Annotated in this window: 11 protein-coding genes; 6 read left to right on the forward strand and 5 right to left on the reverse strand. The window is 66.8% G+C overall.

Features of this window, described 5'->3' with window-relative positions:
* Positions 1–144 precede the first annotated feature (144 nt).
* Positions 145–366 (reverse strand): hypothetical protein, encoded by a 222-nt coding sequence (locus tag FHY19_RS13160; RefSeq protein ID WP_259166560.1) that lies wholly within the window; start codon positions 364–366, stop codon positions 145–147.
* The gene (locus FHY19_RS13165; RefSeq protein ID WP_259166941.1) at positions 363–8,900 is read right to left on the reverse strand and encodes a glucoamylase family protein; all 8,538 of its coding nucleotides are present in this window, start codon (positions 8,898–8,900) and stop codon (positions 363–365) included. Before FHY19_RS13165 ends, FHY19_RS13160 begins: the two co-directional genes overlap by 4 nt.
* 563 nt (positions 8,901–9,463) lie before the next feature.
* Between FHY19_RS13165 and FHY19_RS13170 the strand changes: the two genes are divergently transcribed.
* The 6 genes from FHY19_RS13170 to FHY19_RS13195 all read left to right on the forward strand — a co-directional run bounded on the left by FHY19_RS13170 (position 9,464) and on the right by FHY19_RS13195 (position 18,039).
* On the forward strand, positions 9,464–11,875 hold the full coding sequence (locus FHY19_RS13170) for a penicillin acylase family protein (protein WP_259166561.1): 2,412 nt from the start codon (positions 9,464–9,466) through the stop codon (positions 11,873–11,875).
* A 551-nt stretch (positions 11,876–12,426) separates the two neighbouring features.
* Positions 12,427–13,569 carry a glycosyltransferase family 1 protein gene (locus tag FHY19_RS13175; protein ID WP_259166562.1) on the forward strand — a complete coding sequence of 381 codons (1,143 nt, stop codon included), beginning with the start codon at positions 12,427–12,429 and terminating at the stop codon, positions 13,567–13,569.
* Positions 13,566–14,738, forward strand: coding sequence for a glycosyltransferase (locus FHY19_RS13180; RefSeq protein ID WP_276580832.1), 1,173 nt, complete (start codon positions 13,566–13,568; stop codon positions 14,736–14,738). Before FHY19_RS13175 ends, FHY19_RS13180 begins: the two co-directional genes overlap by 4 nt.
* A gap of 66 nt (positions 14,739–14,804) precedes the next feature.
* A complete protein-coding gene (locus FHY19_RS13185; RefSeq protein WP_259159076.1) occupies positions 14,805–16,214 on the forward strand; it encodes an undecaprenyl-phosphate glucose phosphotransferase in 1,410 nt (469 codons plus the stop codon).
* Positions 16,215–16,232: 18 nt separating this feature from the next.
* A complete protein-coding gene (gene wecB, locus FHY19_RS13190) occupies positions 16,233–17,351 on the forward strand; it encodes a UDP-N-acetylglucosamine 2-epimerase (non-hydrolyzing) (RefSeq protein WP_259166564.1) in 1,119 nt (372 codons plus the stop codon).
* A 13-nt stretch (positions 17,352–17,364) separates the two neighbouring features.
* Complete coding sequence (locus FHY19_RS13195) at positions 17,365–18,039, forward strand: class I SAM-dependent methyltransferase (RefSeq protein ID WP_259166565.1); 675 nt, start codon at positions 17,365–17,367, stop codon at positions 18,037–18,039.
* On the opposite strand, the gene FHY19_RS13200 is transcribed toward FHY19_RS13195, so the two are convergent.
* Genes FHY19_RS13200 through FHY19_RS13210 form a run of 3 tightly spaced genes read right to left on the reverse strand, consistent with a single transcriptional unit; the run spans position 18,008 to position 21,131 of the window.
* Complete coding sequence (locus FHY19_RS13200) at positions 18,008–19,276, reverse strand: O-antigen ligase family protein (protein WP_259166566.1); 1,269 nt, start codon at positions 19,274–19,276, stop codon at positions 18,008–18,010. The genes FHY19_RS13195 and FHY19_RS13200 overlap by 32 nt on opposite strands.
* Positions 19,273–20,013 carry a WecB/TagA/CpsF family glycosyltransferase gene (locus FHY19_RS13205; protein ID WP_259166568.1) on the reverse strand — a complete coding sequence of 247 codons (741 nt, stop codon included), beginning with the start codon at positions 20,011–20,013 and terminating at the stop codon, positions 19,273–19,275. Before FHY19_RS13205 ends, FHY19_RS13200 begins: the two co-directional genes overlap by 4 nt.
* Positions 20,014–20,051: 38 nt before the next feature.
* A complete protein-coding gene (locus tag FHY19_RS13210; protein ID WP_259166570.1) occupies positions 20,052–21,131 on the reverse strand; it encodes a glycosyltransferase family 4 protein in 1,080 nt (359 codons plus the stop codon).

Consider the following 21,131-nt stretch of genomic DNA (forward strand, 5'->3'; position numbering starts at 1 on the left):
AAGCCGCACCTCTCGCCGGCTCAGCGGTGATGACCGCTGCGATGGGTCGGTTGCAGCTGAGCGAAGCTACGGTTTGGCGACGGCGCCTTGCCCGCTCCGAAGCCTGTTTACCAGACGACGAGACCGTGGAGACGGCCTGCACGCTCACTGCGCGCGCGTCAGCCCGTGGCGGTGCAGCAGCTGCCGCAAGCGACGCTGCACGCGTTGCAGATCGGCTTCGGCCGCCTCATCCAGGATGCCTTTGGCCAAGGCATCGAATTGCGGCCAGAACTGGCTGGGGTCACGTACCCGTTGCGGCCACACCGACAACATCCTGCCCAGGTCGGAAAGCTGGTGATTGGTGTGGGTGCGTGTGCGCATGCTCATGTCGCCTCTCCCGGCCAGTCCAGGGCGACAGCGTGGACCTCGCCGTCGTCGACCAGGGTGAAAGCAAGCTCGGCTTGCGTCACTCCGTCGATTTCCAGCCGTGGCTGGACCCCCGGGCGCTGGGTGACGTCGACGACGTAGGTGCTGCTGCCGAAGCGATAACGCAGCTGATAGCCCGGCCAGCCGGCCGGGATGCACGGCACGATATGCATGCGGGTGCCATGCCGTTGCAGACCAAGCAGCGATTCGGTCAGCAGCCGGTACATCCAGCCGGCCGCGCCGGTGTACCAGCTCCAGCCGCCGCGGCCGGCGTGCGGCGCCACTGCGTAGACATCGGCCGCCAGCACATAGGGTTCGGCCTTGTAACGCTGCGCGGCGTCGGCATCCAGGGCGTGGTGGATCGGGTTGATCATCCCGGCCAGTTGCCAGGCGCGCGCGCTGTCGCCGAGGTGGGCGAAGGCCATCGCCGCCCACACCGCCGCATGCGTGTACTGGCCGCCGTTCTCGCGCACGCCGGGTACGTAGCCCCGGATATAGCCCGGGTCGTGGCCGGTACGATCGAACGGCGGCATCAGCAGTTTGACGATGCCCGCATCGGCATCGACCAGGTGCTGGTACATGGCCTGCATCGCCTGCGCGCTGCGCGCCGGATCCATCGCTCCGGACAGCACCGACCAGCTCTGCGACAACGAATCGATGCGGCATTCGTCGGAACTGTGCGAGCCCAGCACGGTGCCGTCGTCGAACCAGGCGCGCCGGTACCACTGCCCATCCCAGGCGTGTTGTTCCAGCGCTACGCGCAAGGCCTGCGCATGGGTGTGGCAGCTGGCGGCGAAGACCGTATCGTCGCGTTGCGTGGCCACGGCTGAAAAGCGCAGCAGGGTGTCGTAGAGGAAGAAGCCCAGCCAGACGCTTTCGCCCTTGCCGTCCTTGCCGACCCGGTTCATGCCGTCGTTCCAGTCGCCGCTGCCGATCAGCGGCAGGCCGCGCTCGCCCAGTCGCGTCATGCCGCGCTGCAGGGCGAGCACACCATGTGCGTACAGCGACTGCACGTTGCCGGTGAGCTGCGGCAGGTCGTAATACGATTCCTCGTCGGGCTTGAGCGCGCGCCCGTCGATGAAGCCGACAGGTTCGTCGAGCACGCTGGTGTCGGCGGTGGTGTCCAGATAGCGGCATAGCGCCTGCGGCAACCACAGGAAGTCGTCCGAGCACTGCGTGCGTACGCCGCGATCTTGTGGCGGGTGCCACCAATGCTGCACATCGCCCTGCACGAATTGATGCGCGGCGCTGCGCAACAGATGGGCGCGGCTGAGCGCCGGTTGCGCGTGCACCATCGCCATGCTGTCCTGCAATTGATCGCGGAAGCCGAACGCGCCACCGGACTGGTAATAGCCGCTGCGCGCCAGGAAGCGGCAGGCGATGGTCTGGTAGAGCAGCCAGCCATTGGCCAGCAGATCCACGGCAGGGTCGGGCGTGCGCACCTGCACGCTGCCGAGCACCTGTTCCCAGTGCCTGCGCACGTCCAGCAATGCGGCCTGCGCGGTGGCCACGCCGCGGCTGCTGCGCGCCAGTTCCAGCGCAGCGTCGCGGTTGCTGGCCGCACCCAGCCGGAACACCGTCTCAAAGCTCTGTTCGGCCGCCAGCGTCAGCGGGATCTGGATCGCCGCGCATGGGTCCAGGCCGGCACCCACGCGCCCGGACAACCGCTGCCGGGCGAGCGCGGCCGGTGCGGCCAGGCTGCCGTTGCGGCCGATGAATTCGCTGCGGTCGGCGGTGATACTGCGGCTGGGCGCATCGGCATCGAAGAACGCCACGCGCCCGTCGAACTCGGTGTTGTACGGGTTGCGTGCGGTCAGCACGCTGCTGCCCAGGTCGACCTCGCTGACCACATGCAGCTGCGAGCGCGTGCGGATGTCACCTAGCACCCATTCCACATAGCCGGTCACGCTGAGACGGCGTGGGCGCCCGGACAGGTTCTTCAACCGCAGATGGCTGAACTTGATCGGCCGTTGCGCATCCACGAACACCCACAACTCGCTGCCGATGCCGTGTGCGGTATGGCTGTAGACGCTGTAGCCGAAGCCATGGCGCACCGTGTAGCGGCCGCTGCCGCGGCACGGCAGCGCCATGGGCGACCACACTTGCCCGGTGTCTTCGTCGCGCAGATAGAACGCTTCGCCGGAGGCATCGCCGACCGGGTCGTTATGCCATGGCGTCAGCCGGAACTCGTGCGCGTTCTCGGCCCAGCTGTAGCCGGCGCTGCTGTCGCTGACCACGCTGCCAAACTGCGCGTTGGCCAGCACGTTGCACCACGGTGCCGGCGTGGGCATGCCCTCGTCCAGGGTGATGCGGTACTCGCGGCCGTCGGCGGCGAACGCGCCCAGGCCATTGTCGAACAGCACCGCTTCGTCGGATGCGGCCTGCAGGGTGCGGTCCAGATAGGCGGCGTGGGTGCTGGCCAACGCGTCGGCGCTGTCCAGCTGCTGGATCGGCTCCAGCAGCGGCGGCTGCGCGCGTGCGCTGGGGTGGCGCTGCAGTTGCGCGTCCAGCGTGCCGTTGGCATCGCACAGGATCGCGCGCGCCACGGTCTGCAGCAGCACGCGGTCTTCCTGCGAAATGTGTTCGATGGCGCGAACGAAGATGCCGCCGGGACGGTCGAGGACATTGGCTTCGGGATCGGCGGCGATCAGGCCCAGGATGGCGTCCTGCAACTGCTGGCGATAGCCGGCCTGGCTTTCGTTCCAGATCACCAGATCCGCGCGCAGGCCCTTCAGGCGCCAGTACGCGTGTGCCTGCACCAGCTGGCGCGCCAGGTCGAGATTGTCCGGGTCGGTGATGCGCAACAGCACGATCGGCAGATCGCCGGAGATGGCATGACTCCACAGCGCCGACTGGCCACGATGGTTGTGCAGCAGTACTTCGTTATCGGCGCGCAATTGCGGGTCGACGAACAGCACGCGCGCGGCCAGCCGCTCGTAGAGCATCGCGTCTTCCAGCGAGGCGTCGATCTGCCGGCGCGTGACCTGGCTCTGGGTCAGCGCCAGGTCGAACACCCGATCGGCCAGACGGCGGTCGCGGTATTTGTCGATCAGCGCGGTGCAGGCCTCGCGTTGGGTCCCGACGCCATAGACCATGTCCACCTGCGCCTGCTGGTCGGGCGCCAGCGAAATGCGGCAGCGGATCGCCACGATCGGGTCCAGCACCGAGCCGGCCGCGCCGGACAGGTTGGCGTGCGCGTGCAAGGCAAGCGGATTGCGGGTGCTGCGCCCGCGCCCGACGAAGGCGGCGCGATCGGTCTCGTAGGAAATCGTCGCCACGTCGGCATCGTGCACGGCCACCAGATGCAGCATCCACGGCTGCGCCTCGTCATGCCCGCGCGGGCGCCGTGTACAGAGCAGCGCCTGCTTGTCGGCCAGGATCTCGGTCTGCACGAACAGGTTGCTGAAGGCCGGATGCGCCTCGTCGGCCTGCGCCGGCGCCAGCACCACTTCGGCATAGGTGGTGATTTCGATCACGCGCGTCTGCCGCGAGCGGTTGCGGATGCGCAGCCGGCGCAGCTCCACGTCGTCCTCGGCGGAGATGGCGATTTCCAGATGGCTGTCGTAGCGCTGGTGGCTGCCCTTGAACTCGGCTTTCGCGTCGGAAAAGATCGCTTCGTAGCGCTCCACCGGCACGCAGGTGGGTTGATGCGCGGCCGACCACACCGCGCCGCTGTCCACATCGCGCAGATAGCAGAAGGTGCCCCAGTGGTCGCGGGTGCCGTCCTCGCGCCAGCGGGTGACCGCCATGTCGCGCGCGCGGCTGTAGCCACCACCGGCCGAGGTCAGCATGCCGTGGTAACGCCCGTTGGAGAGCAGTTGCAACGCCGGCTGGGCCAGATCGGGGTCGCGATGGATGCGCAAGGCCATGCCCGCCTCGGTGGGAACCGGGCGCTCCGCGGCCTGGGTCAATCCCTTGACGTAGACGCCGGCACGCGGCGCGCGCTCCTGCAACAGCAGCAGCGTGGCCTGGAATTGCGGATCGGCGACAAAGCGCTGTTGCATCGGCGCATCGCGCAACACGTGGTCCAGTGCCAGCAGCGCCATGCCCTGATGGTGCGACATGAACGAGCGGACCACGGCGTGTTGTTCGCCACGCGGCACCCGCGATGGGGTGTAGTCGATCGCCTCGTACAGCCCGAAGCGGCCGCCGAATCCCAGCGCCTGCAATTGCTGCAGATTGCGGCATGCCGCATCCGGGTCGACCATCAAGGCCATCGCGCTGGCATACGGGGCGATCACCAGATCCTGGCCCAGGCCACGCTTGAGTCCGAGCCCGGGCACACCGAACGCGCGGTATTGATAATTGCGTCGCGTATCGACCGTGTTGTAGCCCGATTCGGAAACGCCCCAGGGCACATCGCGCGCGGCGCCGTAGCGGATCTGCGCCTGCACCGCGCCGCGCATCGAGCGGTTCAGCAGCGTCTGCGGATAGCTGGGCATCACCAGGTCGGGCATCAGGTATTCGAACATCGAGCCGCTCCACGACAGCAGCGTCGGCTCGGCACCGGTATCGGTCAGGGTGCGCCCGAGCGCGAACCAGCTGTCCTGCGGCAGCTTGCCCTGGGCGATGGCCACGAATATCCCCAGGCGCGCCTCGGAGGCCAGCAGATCGTAATGGCCGCTGTCCAGGCGACGGTCGTCGACGTTGTAGCCGATCGACAACAACTGCGGGGCACGGTTGTAGAGAAAGTCGTAATCCATCTGCGCCAACTGCCCGGCGCGATGCGCCAGCCGGTGCAGTTCCTGCACACGGTTGGCGGCCCAGCTCTGCACGTTCGGTGCGCAGTCGCTGGCGGCCAGTTGCCGCAGCGTGGCGACCATGGCGCCCGTCGTCCCTGCTGCGTGCGGATCGGTGTCGGCAAGGGCCGGTGCGCAGTGACTCAACTCGGCCAGGGCGGCCTTGCAACTGGCCACCAGCCGCTGCGGCCACGGTTCTTCGTCGTCGCCGCTGACCGGCATCAGCGACAGGATCCGCTGGCTTTGCGCCAACAGCAGGCGCAGCGCCTTGTCGGCCTGGGGCGGGCTTGGCGCGGGCTGGCTGCAAAGGCCCTGCACGCCCTGCGCCATCGTATCCAGCGCATCCAGCGCATCGGCGGTGACGTTGCGTGCCCTGGCGTGCGATGCCAGCACACTCAAGGTGTCGGCCAGCCCGTCGAACACCGCCATCGAGACCGCCGGCGCCTCCACCAGCGCCAGCAACCCTTGCCGCAGCGTCAGCAGATGACCGGCCAGATTGCCGCTGTCGACGGTGGAGACATAACGCGGCAGCAGCGGCACCAGCGTTTCGGTGTCGTACCAGTTGTAGAAATGGCCGCGGTGGCGCGGCAGCGATTCAAGGGTGGTCAGCGTATCGGCCACGCGGCTCATGACGCCGGCCACCGTCAGGTAGCCCAGATCGTAGGCGGCCAGGTTGGCCAGCAGGCCCAGCCCGATGTTGGTCGGCGAGGTGCGGTTGGCCACCACCGTGACCGGATATTCCTGCACGTTGTCCGGCGGCAGCCAATGATGCTGCGCGGTGCAATGGGTTTCGAAGAACGCCCAGGTGCGCCGCGACAATCCGCCGAGGAAAGCGCGCTGCTCCTGCGACAATTGCGCCACCGGGGCGGCGGGCTGCCCGCCCAGCCAGGCCATCAGCCAGGGCGCGCCCATCCACGCCACGCCAAGCGGCAGTGCCACCCACAGCGCCACCGGCGACCACCACGCAACCGCTGCAACCACCAGCGCCGCGGCGCAGGCGGCGCCGGCCATCAGGCGATGCTCGGCATTGCCGCTGCGCGCGCTGCGTTCCACTTCGCTGGATGGCGCCCACTGCAACAGATGGCGATGGGTGATGGCCATCCGCACCAGCGTGCGGGCGATGGCCGCCAGTTGCAGCCCGGCCTCGAACGGCAGGCAGGCCAGCACCACGCCGGTGCGCAACAGGTATTGACGCAGCCCCACGCCGACCTGGCGCGCGTGATGGCGCAACCCCAGACCTTCGGGCGGGTGCGCCAGCGCATAGAGCGCCGAGCACAGCCCCGGCAGCAGCCACAGCACCAGCAGCCAGGCTGTCCAGCGCAATGGCGTGGGCGAGCACAGCCAGCCGATCAGCAGCAGGCCGAAGGCGGCCGGCGCCACCAGGCTGCGGCGCAGGTTGTCCAGCAGCTTGCCGCGCGATAGCCACGACAACCGGTTGCGCGCGCGCTTGCCGCCGCGATCGGGCACCCACGGCAGCAGCCACGGCAACAGCTGCCAGTCGCCGCGGACCCAGCGCGCGCGGCGCTTGGCATCGGTGGCATAGCGTTGCGGATGGCGCTCGTACAGGCGCACGTCGCTGAGCAACCCGGCGCGGACATAGCAGCCTTCCAGCAAGTCGTGGCTGAGCACGCGGTTGTCGGGGAAGCGCCCGGCCAGCACCTGCTCGAAGGTCGCCACCGCATAGATGCCCTTGCCGATGAACGAGCCTTCGCCGAACAGGTCCTGATACACGTCCGACACCACCCGCGTGTACGGATCGATGCCCGGTTCGATCCCGAACATGCGCGCAAAGCGCGATTCGCCGCCCTCGCTCATGCCGGTGCCCAGGCCGGGCTGCAGGATGCCGTAGCCGGCTTCCACGTACTGCCCGGACGCATCCAGGCGCGGCATGTTCAACGGATGCGACATCGCCCCGACCAGGGCACGTGCCGCATCCCTGGGCAGATGGGTATCGCTGTCCAGCGTGATCACATAGCGCACCCCCACCAGGACGGCGACATCGCCCTGCACCTGCAGGAAGTCGCTGGCGGCCTGCAGCGGCGCATCCTCGGCGCACAGCAGGCGGTTGAGCGCTTCGAGCTTGCCGCGCTTGCGCTCGGCGCCCATCCAGCAGCCTTCGCCCGCATTCCACTGGCGGGCGCGGTGCAGCAGGAAGAACCGATCGCCGTGCGCGTCGGCATAGGCCGCGTTGAGCCGGTCGATGTGCTGCGCCGCATGCGCCACCAGCGCCATGTCCGCCGGCAACAGCGCCTGCGCCGCATCGAGAAAATCGGTGAGCAGCGCGAAGTACAGCTGCGCGTCGCGGTTGGCCAGGTAATGCACCTCCAGCGCACCGACCAGCTCGTCGATGGCATCGGTACCGGCCAGCATGCTCGGCATCACCACCAGCGTGCGGCAATCGGGCGTGATGCCGGCACGCAGGTCCATGCGCGGCAACGGGCGCGGGCGTACCCACAGCGTCGCCACCCAGTTGACCAGGGCAATGCCCAACTCGCTGGCCGCCAGCAGCGCGATGCCGGCAGTGATCCACCACAGCGCCGGCGGCAATGCGCCGGCCCACTGCAGCAACACGCCGGTCCACAGCGCCGCGATCGTTGCGATCGGCAACAGGTACGTCGGCAGCGCGACGCGACGCACGCGCAGACGCGGTGGCGTCGGCGTGCCGGGCGTGGCCGGATCGCCCAGCGCGGCACGCAACAGCGGCAACCCCGCATCCACCAGGTAGTAACCCACGTGCGCGGCCACCGGTTCGGCCGCGTGCGCTTGTGCGGCCAATCGCAGCACGGTGTCGGCCACCGTGGGTTCGTCGCACTTCATGCGGTGGGCCAGATGTTCCACCACGTGCCGGTACGCATCGCGGGTCTGGAAATCCATGCGCGCGTACACGACGGCCGGATCCTTGCGCAGGATCTGCTCGACCACGCTCATGGTTTCGACAAACTCGCGCCAATCCATCTCGTCCAGAAAGCGCAGGCTGCCGATGCTGTTGCCGATCGATACCTGGTCGGCCGCCTGGCGCTGGCTTTCGGCATGCACCATTCCCTCGACGCTGTGGCCTTCGCTCGCCAGCCACTGTTCCACCCAGGCGCTGGCCATCGACAGCACCGGGCCGCGGCCCTGGATACCGCGCGTCAGTTCGGCGACGAACGCGCCGCTGGCCGGCGGCTGCGAGCGCGCCATGTCGGCCACCACTCCCACCACGTCCTTGGGCTGCGCGGCGGCCGTGGCGTTGAGCATAGCGGCCCAATGCGCAGCCAGAGCCGTGTCGCGCCCGTCGTGCATGATGCCGTCGGCAACGCGGCGCAGGTTGTCGATCAAGGCCAGCCGCAACACGATCGGAATGGCCCACAGTTCGCCGAGCTTGAGCGGTGCCACCTGTTGGTAGGCCGCGATGAAACGGCTCAGCGTGATCGCATCCACGCGCCCATCGCCATGCGCCACGACCTGCAACCCCAACTCGTAGACCCGCGGCAGACCGATGGAGTTCGGCGTGCGCAGGCGCGGCAACTGGCGGCTGTAACCAGGCGGAAGATGCTGGCGCGCTAGGCGGATCTGCTCTTGGACCAGATAATCGTTATCCAGCAGCCATTCGCCGGCAGGGTGCAGGCGCACGCCAGCGGCCGCCATCTCGTTCAGGCGCGATGCCGCGCTTTCGAGCGCGCGTTGATTGGACTTCAGTCCCGACAACAACAGCTCGCGTGCCGGGCCGGTGTAGAGCGTGTGCGTCGTTGCCAGCGCGCGCGCCAGCATTTCCATCTGCTCGTCGCCGAGCAATGCAGCGCCGGGCACGGCCGCATCCCGAGCCGGGTGCGTCTGCAGCGATGGTGCTGGTTGGGTAATCGATTGCCACCAGAGAGAGAACGCAGACGCTTTCCGCTTTGGCGGCATGGAGACATTGCCTGTGCGGCATCAGTGCCGCTAGAACCGCGATCATGCGCGCTCGCGCCACGGCGCATGTGAAGGCAGCATTCCGCGATGCTGCAGGCGATGCATGCATGCATGACGCGCGATGCCATGGCATATCGGCTGTCGATGGTTGCGCATGCGACGCCTGGCATCGTGCGAATGCGCACGTACAGCATGCGATCAAGCCGACACGACAGTCCTGTGGGCGTGTGCCTGTGCATGCAACGCAGGGCACGGCACTGCAGCCACACTGCATCGCAGCCGCCCCCGGCACGATTCGCTTGCTGCGCCGTGCATTCTGCAATCCGTGCAAGCACACGCCGCCAATGCGGCACGCTGCACGGCTGTCGGTGTCATCGTGCAGGCGTGCAGGCGTGCGGCATCGTCCTTTCTGCAGTCACAAGGCCTCATCCATGCTCCACACACCACACAGGTGGGCGCTGTGCCTGCTGCTGAGCAGCCTGAGCCTGCATGGCAATGCCGCACCAGCGTCGTCGCCATCGCCATCGTCCATGGCAGTGGCCGGGCTGGAGCAGCCGGCGCAGATCCGCGTCGATCGTTGGGGCGTGGCGCACATCTACGCGCGCACCGATGGCGACGCGTTCTTCGTGCAGGGATTCAATGTCGCGCGCGACCGCCTGTTCCAGCTCGATCTGCTGCGACGTAAAGGGCTTGGCCATCTGGCCGAGGCGTTCGGGCCGGCCTACGTCGCCCAGGATCGCGCCTCGCGGCTGTTTCTGTATCGCGGCGATATGCACGCCGAATGGGCCAGTTGCGGCCCCGACGCACAGCGCGACGTGAGCCGATTCGTTGCCGGCATCAATGCCTATATCGCCTGGCTGGATGCGCATCCACAGGCGCTGCCTTACGAATTCCGCACCTTCGGCTATCGTCCGCAGACCTGGTCGACCGAGGATGTGTTGCGCATCCGCAGCACCGGCTTGAGCCGCAACGTCAAAAGCGAGGTCGCACGCGCCAAGGTCGCCTGCAAGGCTTCGCTGCGCATCGACGCGATCCGCCTGAAGCTGCAGCCGGCCTGGACCACCCACGTGCCCGAAGGATTGGACCCCTGCCTTCCGGACGCGGTATTGAAGGTCTACGAACTGGCCACGCAGAGCCCCAGGCTGAGCGCCGATACCCAGCCGCGCAGCGCCATCGCCGACAGCGCGTCGCTGCGCCCGGAAGAACAAGCCGCTGCAGAAGGCAGCAACAACTGGGTGATCGCCCCGCACAAGTCGGCCACCGGTCATGCGGTGCTGGCAGATGATCCGCATCGGGCCTATACCGTGCCCAGCCTGCGCTACTTCGTGCATCTGAGCAGTCCGGGGCTGGACATCATCGGTGCCGGCGAGCCCACCGCGCCGGGGATCGCGATCGGCCACAACCGTACCAGCGCCTTCGGCCTGACCATCTTCAACATCGACCAGGAAGATCTCTACGTCTACCGTCTGAATCCGGCCGATCACGCGTCCTATTGGTATCAAGGCTATTGGGAGCCGATGCGTACGCAGCGCGAATCCATTGCCGTGCGCGATGGCAAACCGGTGCCGGTGGAGCTGCAATTCACCCGGCATGGGCCGGTGGTCTATGTCGATGCGGACAAGCACATCGCCTACGCCATTGCCTCGGTCTGGAGTCAACCCGGCACGGCGCCGTATCTGGGGTCGCTGCGGTATCTGCGCAGCGCATCGTTCGAGCAGTTCAAGGGCGCGCTCGCACACTGGGGCGCGCCGTCGGTCAACCAGGTCTATGCCGACGTGCACGGCACCATCGGTTGGGCGACGGCCGGCACGCCCCCGCGCCGCGCGCACTCCGATGGGCTGCTGCCGGTTCCCGGCGATGGACGCTACGAGTGGAGCGGCTTCTGGCACAGCGATGTGCTGCCGTCATCGAAGAATCCCGCTTCCGGTTTCATCACCACCTCCAACGAGATGAATCTGCCGGACGGCGATCCATCCCTGGCACGCAAGATCGGCTTCGAATGGGCCAACGACGCGCGGCACGCCCGCATCACCCAGGTGCTCTCGCAGCTGCCCAAGGTGACCTTGCAGGATTCGCAGCAGTTGCAGAACGACCAGGTGTCGTTGCCGGCGCAGCGGCTGGTGGCGCTGATCCAGCCGCTGCACGCGCAGGACCCGGCGACCAACGCGGCGTTGGCACTGCTGCGGCCGTGGAACGGCGAAGTCAGCGCAACCTCTGCCGCTGCCGCGCTGGAGGAAGTGTGGTTCAGCAGCGACCTCGGCGCGGCCTACAAGGCCATGGTGATGGGCCCGGCGGAGGCAGCCACGTTCGGCATGCCCGACGCCGCGGTACTGCTGGAGGCGCTGGAGCATCCGGGCGCTGCGTTCGGGCCCGACCCTGTCGCGGCTCGCAACCGGTTGCTGCTGGAGTCGCTGCGCAGCGCCTATCAATCGCTGGTCGACAGGCAGGGCTCCGATCCGGCGCAATGGCAGTGGGGCAAGCTGCACACCAACACCGTCACCCATGCGATGAGCGCAGCGCTCGGCGCCGAACGCGCGCGGCTGGATGTCGGCCCCTTCGCCAAGGGCGGCAGCCCGTACACGCCCAATCAATCCAGTTACGATCCCAGCGACTTCCGCCAGACCATCGGCCCGTCCGCACGTCTGATCATCGACCTGGGCGATTGGGATAATTCGCGCGCCATGAATTACCCCGGCCAATCCGGCGACCCGGCCAGCCCGCATTACCGCGACCTGGCGCCGCTGTGGCTGCAGGGCAGCTACTTCCCGCTGCTGTACACGCGCGCTGCGGTGGATGCGGCAACCGAGCAGGTTGTCGACCTGCTGCCTGCCGCAGCGCGTTAGTCATGCCGTCTGTGCGTAACGGGACGACCGGAGCCAGCTGCACGGGCGTTGACAGGCGAGTGCGATGCCTACAGGCGAACCCCGCGCATCCGTCCAGGCGACTGGGTACCGAATCACTGAGCTGTCGTCGTTCCATCCGGCAGCCGGGGGGCGCATGCCGGGGTGGCGCGTCGGGCCGACACGGGCCGACACGGGCCGATAGCGCCAGACCGCAGGTTGGCTAGTTCGCCATGTGCGGATGCAGCGGATCAGGCGATGGAAGCCCCTGACGTCGCTGCCTGCGATGGCCGGATCGGATCTTCCGGCGCTGGCAGGTGCGCTGCTGTAGCGAAGATACAGCGCGGCGTGCATGGCTGGCGTCGCTGTGGCAGTGAGGATCACTCGGTCGCCGCCATCTTCGGCAGCGGGTAGACTGGGTCGGTCGCCACGAGGAGCATGGAATGGGCCGGTGCCAGTCGTTGCATCCAGGTACCGATAGACCGCCGACGGTACAGCGCGCCCCGGGCATCTGCGCCGTCGCCTGCCAACGGCCCTGATCGTCGCCACGCGTCGTGCATATCATCCTGGCTACCGAGTCGATTCGACACCCGCTTACCGGGGTCGGACGTTATACGCAGGAACTGGCGGTGCACCTGGCTGCACTGCCGCAGATCGAATCGTTGCAGTACCTGCATGGGCGACGCCTGCTCCAACAGCGACCGAGTCCCGGACCGGCCTCGACCGTTGCGTCGTGGATGCGTGATCGTTTCTCGCGGATCGAAGCGGCGACGGACGTCTATCGACGCCTCGGTAATCTGGCCAAGGCGCGCGCCCTTCGCGGCCAGGAGCCGGCGCTGTTGCATGGCTGCAATTACTACCTCCCTTCGTATGGCGGTCCCAGCGTTGCGACCTTCCACGACATTTCGATCTACCGCTGGCCCGAATGCCACCGCGCCGACCGGGTGCGCTACATGCGCAAGGAATTGGCACTGGCGGTGCAACGCGCGCAATTGATCGTAACTGTCTCGGAATTCTCGCGGCAGGAGATCGCTGCGCACTTTGCCTTGCCGCTGGAGCGTATCCGTGCGATCCCGCTGGCAGCAGATCCGGCGTTTCGGTCGCATCCCCCGGCCGAGCTAGCCGCACCGCTGCAGGCGCTGGGCCTGCAGGCCGATGGGTATTGTCTGTGCGTGAGTACCATCGAACCACGCAAGAATATCGACATGCTGCTGACGGCGTACGCGGCCATGCCCGCCGCCCGGCGTGCGCGCTACCCGTTGGTGATCGCAGGCCACAGCGGCTGGTCCAGCGAGGCGTTGCATGCGCGCATGCGTAATGCCGAACAGGCCGGTTGGCTACGCTATCTCGGCTACGTCCCACAGGACTGTCTGCCGGCGCTGATGGCAGGTGCCCGTCTGTTCGTGTTTCCCTCGCTGTACGAAGGGTTTGGCCTGCCGGTGCTGGAGGCCATGGCCAGCGGTACGCCCGTGCTTTGCTCATCGGCGTCGGCATTGCCGGAGGTGGCGGCCGATGCAGCGATGCTGTTCGATCCTGCCGATCCCGGCGCATTGGCCCTGGCGTTGGCAAGGGGCATGGACGATGCGGCCTGGCGTGACGCCGCGCGGCAGGCGGGGCTGCAGCGCGCAGCCCAGTTCAGCTGGCAGCGTTGCGCGGCGGCGACGGCCGATGCATACCGTGACGTGTTGGCCGCTTGAGCCTTGCATCTTTCCCGCTACGGGTGCTGCACGTCTACAAGACCAGCTTGCCGGAGACCATGGGCGGAACCGAACAAGTGGTGCGCACGCTCGCTACGCAGTCGCATCGGTACGGTGTGGACAGCGAGGTGGTGACACTGTGCGCCGATGGACGCCTGGCGGGTATCAGCATGCAGGGACCCTACACGCTGCACCGCTTTCGACGCGACTTCGAATTGGCATCGATGCCGGTGTCGCTGCGCTTGCTGCGCCAGTTCGCGCGCCTGGCCCGCGGCTTCGACCTGATCCATTATCATTTCCCGTGGCCGTTCATGGATGTGCTGCACCTGGCGAGTGCCGTTCGAACGCCTTCGGTGCTGACGTATCACTCCGACATCGTGCGGCAACGACGGTTGCTGCGCCTGTATCGGCCGCTGCAGCAGCGGTTCCTCGACCGCGTCGACCATATCGTTGCGACATCGCCGAATTACCGCGCCACCAGCCCGGTTCTGGCCGATTTTCAGGCCAAGCTGAGCGTGATACCGATCGGACTGGACCAATCCAGCCACCATACTCCGGACGCCGAACGTGCGCAGACCTGGCGCATGCGCCTGGGCCCGCGATTCCTGTTGTTCGTCGGCGTGTTGCGCTACTACAAGGGTCTGCAATACCTGCTGCAGGCCCTGCGCGAGACACAGATCCCGGTGGCCATCGTTGGAGACGGACCGGAAGGCGCGCGCTTGCGCCAGCAGGCGCGGCAGCTCGGCCTGGCCCACGTCCACTTTCTGGGCGTGCTGGACGATGCCGACAAGCATGCCTTGCTGTCGCTGTGCGAAGGGTTGGTATTTCCATCGCATCTGCGCTCGGAGGCGTTCGGCATCACCTTGCTGGAGGCGGCGATGCATGCCAAACCGATGATTTCCTGTGAAATCGGCACCGGGACCAGTTTTGTGAACGTGGCGGGACAGACCGGCCTGGTGGTGGCGCCTGCAGATCCGGTGGCCTTACGCGATGCAATGCGTTATCTATGGAACCATCCGCAGGTGGCCAACGCATTGGGGCAGGAGGCGTTGAGCCGTTATCGGCAGTACTTCACCGGCGCGGCGATGGTGCGTTCCTATGCCACGCTTTATCGCCAGGTGCACGGTGCCGCGAGCGGAGCTGCCACTCTTGGAGGAAACCAGGGATGAAGGGAGAGGAATGCTGATCCATCCACGCGTAGGCTCGACTGTCCATCGCCAGGCTGCGGTCACTGGATGAGCTCGCTCGATCCACTGCTGCCGCGCGCCGCCGTTGTGCCCAGGCGATCTGGTGATCTGCTTGGGTCAGTTGCCGGTCTGGCGAAAATCGCCGACATGGGCGTGGTGGTCGGCACCGGGTTGTTTGCCTATGCCATGCGAGTCGGTCAACCGGCATTGCCGCAGGCACCCCGCTATACGTACGCGCTGCTCGCTGCCGCGGCGCTGACGCTGCTGGTGTTCGGGCGCCTGTCGCTCTATCGCCAGGGGCCTCAGCTGGCGCCGACGATGGTAGCGGGGCGCGTGTTGACGGGGTGGGCGATCGTGCTGAGCGTGTTGATGTCGATCAGCTTTCTGAGCGCAACCGGCGCGGCGTTCTCGCGTCTGTGGTTCCTTTACTGGGCTGGATGCGGCGGTATCGGTCTGCTGGGCGTGCGACAAGCCATGAAGGGTGCACTTGCCTGGTTGTATCGCCACAACATCGGGCGGCGGCGTATCGCCCTGCTCGGTCCGCCCGAGCGCACCGCCGAGCTGGTGACGAGGATCCAGCAGCAGCCGTGCTCCGGGATCGAATTGCTCCAGGTACCGTCTGACCTCGCGCTCGGCAGCATGGCTGGATTGTCGTGCTGGCTGGAAGCCCGGCATGTCCGAGACGTGTGGGTCACATGGCCGATGCGCGAAGAGGCGCGGCTTCGCCAAAGCATCGCCCAACTGGATGCGTGCTGCGTGGATGCACGCTGGATTCCGGATCTGTCCGCAGTTCGTCCGGGTCAGTCGTGCCTGGAAGACGTAATTGGCTTGCCGATGATGTCACTGTCGGTACGCCCGCTGACGGGCATGTCGCGCATGCTGAAGGAGGCGATGGACCGTGTGTTGGCCACCGCGATCGTGGTGATCAGCGCCCCGCTCATGCTGGCTCTGGCCGCGGGCGTCAAGCTCTCCGGCCCCGGGCCGGTGCTGTTCCGGCAAATGCGTCATGGATGGGACGGGCGCCCGTTCCAGTTATGGAAGTTCCGCAGCATGCAGGTGCACGATGCGGCAATCGCAGCGCCGCAAACCAGGCGGGGAGACCCTCGGGTCACCCGCTTCGGGGCGTTTCTGCGGCGCACCAGCCTGGACGAATTGCCGCAGTTCCTCAATGTTCTTCAAGGGCACATGGCCATTGTTGGCCCGCGTCCGCACGCGGTCGCTCACAACGCGCAATACCAGCAATTGGTGCCGAACTATCTGCAACGTCAGCGGGTCAAGCCGGGCATCACCGGCTGGGCGCAGGTCAACGGCCTACGCGGCGAGACCGATACCGTGGAGAAAATGCACCAACGCGTCCAGCACGATCTTTCCTACATCCAGCATTGGTCGCTCTGGCTGGATCTGAGCATCATCGCGCAGACCTGCGTGATCGTGCTGTTTGACCGCGACGCCTATTGAACCCGGATCGGGAGTCCCATGCACATCACCTATGTTCTCGGCACCCGCCCGGAAATCATCAAACTGGCCTCGCTGATCGCTGCCAGTCTGCGCGATGGGCTGCATTTTTCGATTGTCCATACCAATCAGCATTACGACGAAGCGATGGACCGGGTGTTCTTCGACGAGCTGGGCCTGCCTCCGGCCGATTACAATCTCGGCGTAGGCTCCGCGCCGCATGGCGTGCAGATCGGACGGATGCTGTGCGGAATCGAGCCGGTGCTGGCGAAGCTGCAGCCGGATGTCGTGGTGGTGCAAGGCGACACCAATAGCGCCTTGGCTGGCGCCATGGCTGCCAACAAATTGGAGATCGCCGTTGCCCACGTCGAGGCCGGGCTGCGCAGTCGCGATCGCAGCATGCCCGAGGAAGTCAATCGCGTTCTGATCGACCACTTGTCCGATTACCTGTTCTGCCCAACCGCACTGCAGGCGCAGATCCTGCACGACGAAGGTCTGACCGGTGCACGCATCCGCATCACCGGTAACACCGTCGCCGATGCGACGCTGGCGCACGCCCAGACCGCACTGCGACGGTCGACGATCCTGCAACGCCTGGGGCTACCTGAAGGCGGCTATCACCTGCTCACCTGCCACCGCCGGTCCAATACCGAAGACCCCGCGCATTTTGCTGCCCTGATGCAGGCAGTCACCTCGATCTCCGAGGCCGAAGGCCTGCCGTTGGTGTTTCCGATGCACCCGCGCCTGGACGCGCTGGGAAGCGCTGCGGCCCAGCGGCATCGGGCGTTGCGCGCGATTGGGCCGGTCGGCTATCTGGATATGCTGGCACTCCAGCAGGGCGCGGCCCTGATCATGACCGATAGCGGCGGTATCCAGGAGGAGGCCTGCATCCTGCAGCGCAAATGTCTGGTGCTGCGCACCAATACCGAGCGGCCGGAAACCTTGCAGATCGGTGGGGCGGAACTCCCCCACGGCCTGGACGAGGTTGCGCTGCGCTCCGCCGCCGATCGTCTGCTGGGACGCTCGGTGACATGGCGCAACCCGTTCGGCGATGGGCATGCGTTTCGCTGCATCCTCGATACGCTGCTGGCGCGGGACGAACGGGCCTACGCGCCGCCTCAACGCCTGCAGCACGCGTGAGCATGGCGCATCGATGGCACTGACTGCGCAAGCCGATTACAACGACGCCAATTCGCTCAGTGCGCGTCTGCGTGCACGGCGCTTGCGCGTGTTCCTGGAAATGGTACGCGCCTGCCATCGGCGCCAAGGCCATTGCCGGGTGATCGACGTTGGCGGCACGCTCGCCTACTGGGCGCACGTGCCGGATGCCTTCTTCGCCGAACACGCCTGCGAAGTGACCGTGGTCAATCTCGACAACTCCGCGCAGCCCACCGCGCGCCCGTTTCTGCGTGCGCAGCAGGGCGACGGCTGTGCGTTGGCGTTCGCCGACAACGCGTTCGACATCGCTCACTCCAATTCGGTGATCGAGCACGTGGGCGATGCCGCGCGCACGCGCGCATTTGCAGACGAAATCCGTCGCGTGGCCCCGCAGTACTATGTGCAGACGCCCAATTACTGGTTTCCGGTCGAGCCGCATTATCTGGCGCCCGGCGTTCAATTCCTGCCACGCGCCTGGCAGGCAGAGTTGTTGTACCGGGTTCCCCTGGGCCGCATCGATCGACCGCAGACGCGGGCGCAGGCGCGTTGTTTCGTGGACGATATCCGCCTGCTGCGCAGGCGCGACATGGCGCGCCTGTTCCCGGACGCTGCGCTGGTCGCCGAGCGCTGGTACGGCCTCAATAAGTCCTGGATTGCGGTGCGTCGCTGAGCACGCTGTGGCGGGCGTACAGCAGGGCGAGGGTCAACGCCGCATGCAGGGAAAAGGGATAGAACAACAGATAGAAATCGAACACGTTCAAGCCGGCCAGGAACAACAACCAGATCAGCGCCCAGCCGCGTTCGGCGGGATTGCGTAGCAGCGGTGCCCAGAGCGCCCACAGCAGGCACAGACATGCCAGCAATCCGCATAGGCCGGTTTCCGACAGCACCGCCAGCAGACCGTTGTGCGCATGCAGTTCGCCACGATCGAAGCGGCCACCGGTGTAATCGGGTACCAGAAACTGGAACACGCCAGCACCGAGCCCGAACCAGGGATGGCTGCGCCATGCCTCGAACGCGCCGGACCACAGATAGGTGCGTCCCAGCGTGAGCGCGGTCAGCGTGTTTTCGTGCACCGCACTGGTCATCTCCGCGTAGCGTTGGCGCAGGACGAAGGCGGCAACGGCCAGCAGGCCGAGCGAGGCGATCCAGGCCGTGCGTCGGACAGGGCGTGGCCCGCCGCGGCGCGACCACGCCCACCAGGCGATCAACGCGGCCACCGGCAACAACGGGTTGCGCACCTCACTCAATGCCAGCGCGGCGACGGCAGCCATCACTGCCGCAGCCAGCACCTTGCGACCGACCTCGTTGCGCTGGTACAGCTGGATCGTCAGCAACGCCACGATGACGGAGGTTGCCGCCAGCAGTGCCGGATGGTCGTACATGCCTGATACCCGCGGCAGGTACTTGAAGCTGTCCTGTGCATGGAAGGCCAGCGACCACTCCAGCGCTGGCGGCCACTGCAGCCGCACGGCCATGCCCAGCGCCAGATTGATCCATACCGCAATCAACGCAGCCAGTGTTGCCGCGCGTGGCCAGCGTGGCGAAGCCACCGCCAGATTGAGCAATGCCCATAGCCACAGCAAGGCGGTGGCGTAACGCACGGCATACTTGAATGCCAATGCCGGGTGGTCCGATGCCAGGACCGACGCTGCCAGCGCGGCCATGCACAGCAGGATCGACAGCAGTGGCCAGCGCAGGCATGCGGGAACGCCATGCCGCCACAGCGCCCATGCGCTCAGGCCGAGCGCGGCGCCGCGGATGGCCATCGATCCCAACGACAGACCGACCCCGAAGTAGCGCCCGGTCACCACGACTTGCTGCAGACAGAACAGCAGATAGATGCCCAGGCAGATGGCCACCAGCCCGGTCTGCGCTGGCCGGGGCGCAGCCGCGCCCGTTGTCATGTATTCCAGGTCGTCAGCGCCTGCGCGCGGTAGCGTCTGCTGAGACGCGCGCGCAGCAACAGCAACAGATACGCACCATTGGTGCGCAAATAGCGCCAGGCCAGGCGGCGTGGTTCCAGCGCGAGCCGAAACAGCCACTCCATGCCAAAACGCTGCATCAGTCGCGGTGCCCGCGGCAACATTCCCGACAGCACGTCGAACGAGCCGCCCACCCCCATGGCCACCGGGATACCCAGCGTCTGCCAGTGTTTTTCCAGGAACAGCTCCTTCTTTGGCGAGCTGATGCCGACGAAGAGATAGCGCGCACCGGACTGACGGATCGCCGCGACGACCGAGTGTTCTTCGGCATCGCTGAAATAGCCATCGCGCACGCCGGCAATATGCAGCCCGGGCCACGCTGTGCGCAGGCGCTCGGCGGCGGCGGCCACCACCGCCGGACGGGCGCCGAGCAGATAGACCCCGTCGCCGCTGCTGGCAGCCTGACTGCACATGTCCTGCATCAGATCGATACCGGCCCGGCGCGAGGGTACGTCCGCCCCGAACCAGTGCAAGCCCAGGCTGATGCCTGCGCCATCGATGTGCACCACTTCGGCCTGTTCCAATGCCTGTCGCAACGGCAACTGGGCACGCGCATCGATCAGCTTGGCCACGTTCAGGCCCTCCACCCGGATCGGCGCGCCGCCTTCGGCGGCATGCTGCGCACGCAGCAGGATCTGCGTGGGGGGAACGAGGTCCAACGGACATCCGAAAAAGGACAGGCGAGCAGGTGGTCTGGTCACGTTGCGGGTTCCTGTGCGGCCTGCCCATCGTACAGTGCCAGCACCTGCGCTCGCAGGCCTTCCCAGGTGAAGTCCGCCTGGACGTGCGCCATACGTTCGGGCCCGATCCTCTGCTGTCGCTGCACGTCGATGCATGCGGCCAGCGCAGCGCTGTCGCCGAGCCGGTGCAATGCCGCCTGCAGGCCGATCTGGGCAAGGATCGAGCGATTGCCGGGAATGTCGCTGGCAACCACCGGGCAGCCGAGCAGCAGCATTTCGATCAATACGGTCGGCATGCCTTCCACTGCCGAAGGCAGAACGAAGACATCGGCCAGTGCCGCCATCGTCGCCACCTCGGCATCGCTGACGAAGCCGTAGAAGTGCACGCGTGCGGAAACACCCAACGCCACCGCACAGGCCTCCAGACGTGCCCGATCCGGTCCGCGACCCACGACGTGCAGCACTGCCGCGTCCATGTTCGGCTCGGTGAGCGCTGCGATCGCATCCTGCAGCCGTTTGACCGCATCCAGTCGGCCGACCGACAACAGCGCAGGCGTGCCGCGCAGTGGCGGGCTCGCCGTCGCGGGCAGGCACTGCTCGGCGGCCAGCACGGCATTGGGCAGCAGCAGTGCCCGCCTGGGCGACAATCGACGTCGCGAGAGATAGTCCAGCCAATAGGCGGATAACAGCACGGTCGGTAGCGCGCTTTGCAGCAGCGGCTTCTCGACGAGGTGGTCCCAGCACCACTTGCGCACGCGCTTGCTCATCGCAGGATCGTCGTCGTAATAGCAGTGAGGGGTGTAGATCAGACGCTTGCCGCGCAGCCGGGCCACTGCGGCGGCGGCGGCGGCAATGGGGGTGCGCGCACCGTGCACGTGCACCACATTGGCCCAGCCGACGTGGTGCCACAGTTGCCATGCCGTCGCGCGGACCACCGCGTAGCCCTGCGGCGAGACACTGCTGTCGGTCAGCGGTGCCAGGATCCGCAGTGTATGGCCGGCCTGGGTCAGGATCACCGCCAGCCCATGGATATGGCGCGCCACCCCACCTCCACCGCCATGGGGGGCGAAATCCTTGTACACGTGCAGGATGCGCAT

It is taken from the genome of Xanthomonas sp. 4461 (genome assembly GCF_024806475.1).
In the GTDB taxonomy this organism is placed as follows: Bacteria; Pseudomonadota; Gammaproteobacteria; order Xanthomonadales; family Xanthomonadaceae; genus Xanthomonas; species Xanthomonas arboricola_F.

Bases quoted from the DNA above. Each gene is read 5' to 3' on its own strand.
- wecB (WP_259166564.1), top strand. From the start codon at position 16,233: ATGCACATCACCTATGTTCTCGGCACCCGCCCGGAAATCATCAAACTG.
- FHY19_RS13170 (WP_259166561.1), top strand. From the start codon at position 9,464: ATGCTCCACACACCACACAGGTGGGCGCTGTGCCTGCTGCTGAGCAGC.
- FHY19_RS13160 (WP_259166560.1), bottom strand. From the start codon at position 366: ATGAGCATGCGCACACGCACCCACACCAATCACCAGCTTTCCGACCTG.
- FHY19_RS13165 (WP_259166941.1), bottom strand. From the start codon at position 8,900: ATGGAAATGCTGGCGCGCGCGCTGGCAACGACGCACACGCTCTACACC.
- FHY19_RS13185 (WP_259159076.1), top strand. From the start codon at position 14,805: ATGAGCTCGCTCGATCCACTGCTGCCGCGCGCCGCCGTTGTGCCCAGG.
- FHY19_RS13210 (WP_259166570.1), bottom strand. From the start codon at position 21,131: ATGCGCATCCTGCACGTGTACAAGGATTTCGCCCCCCATGGCGGTGGA.
- FHY19_RS13200 (WP_259166566.1), bottom strand. From the start codon at position 19,276: ATGACAACGGGCGCGGCTGCGCCCCGGCCAGCGCAGACCGGGCTGGTG.
- FHY19_RS13195 (WP_259166565.1), top strand. From the start codon at position 17,365: ATGGCACTGACTGCGCAAGCCGATTACAACGACGCCAATTCGCTCAGT.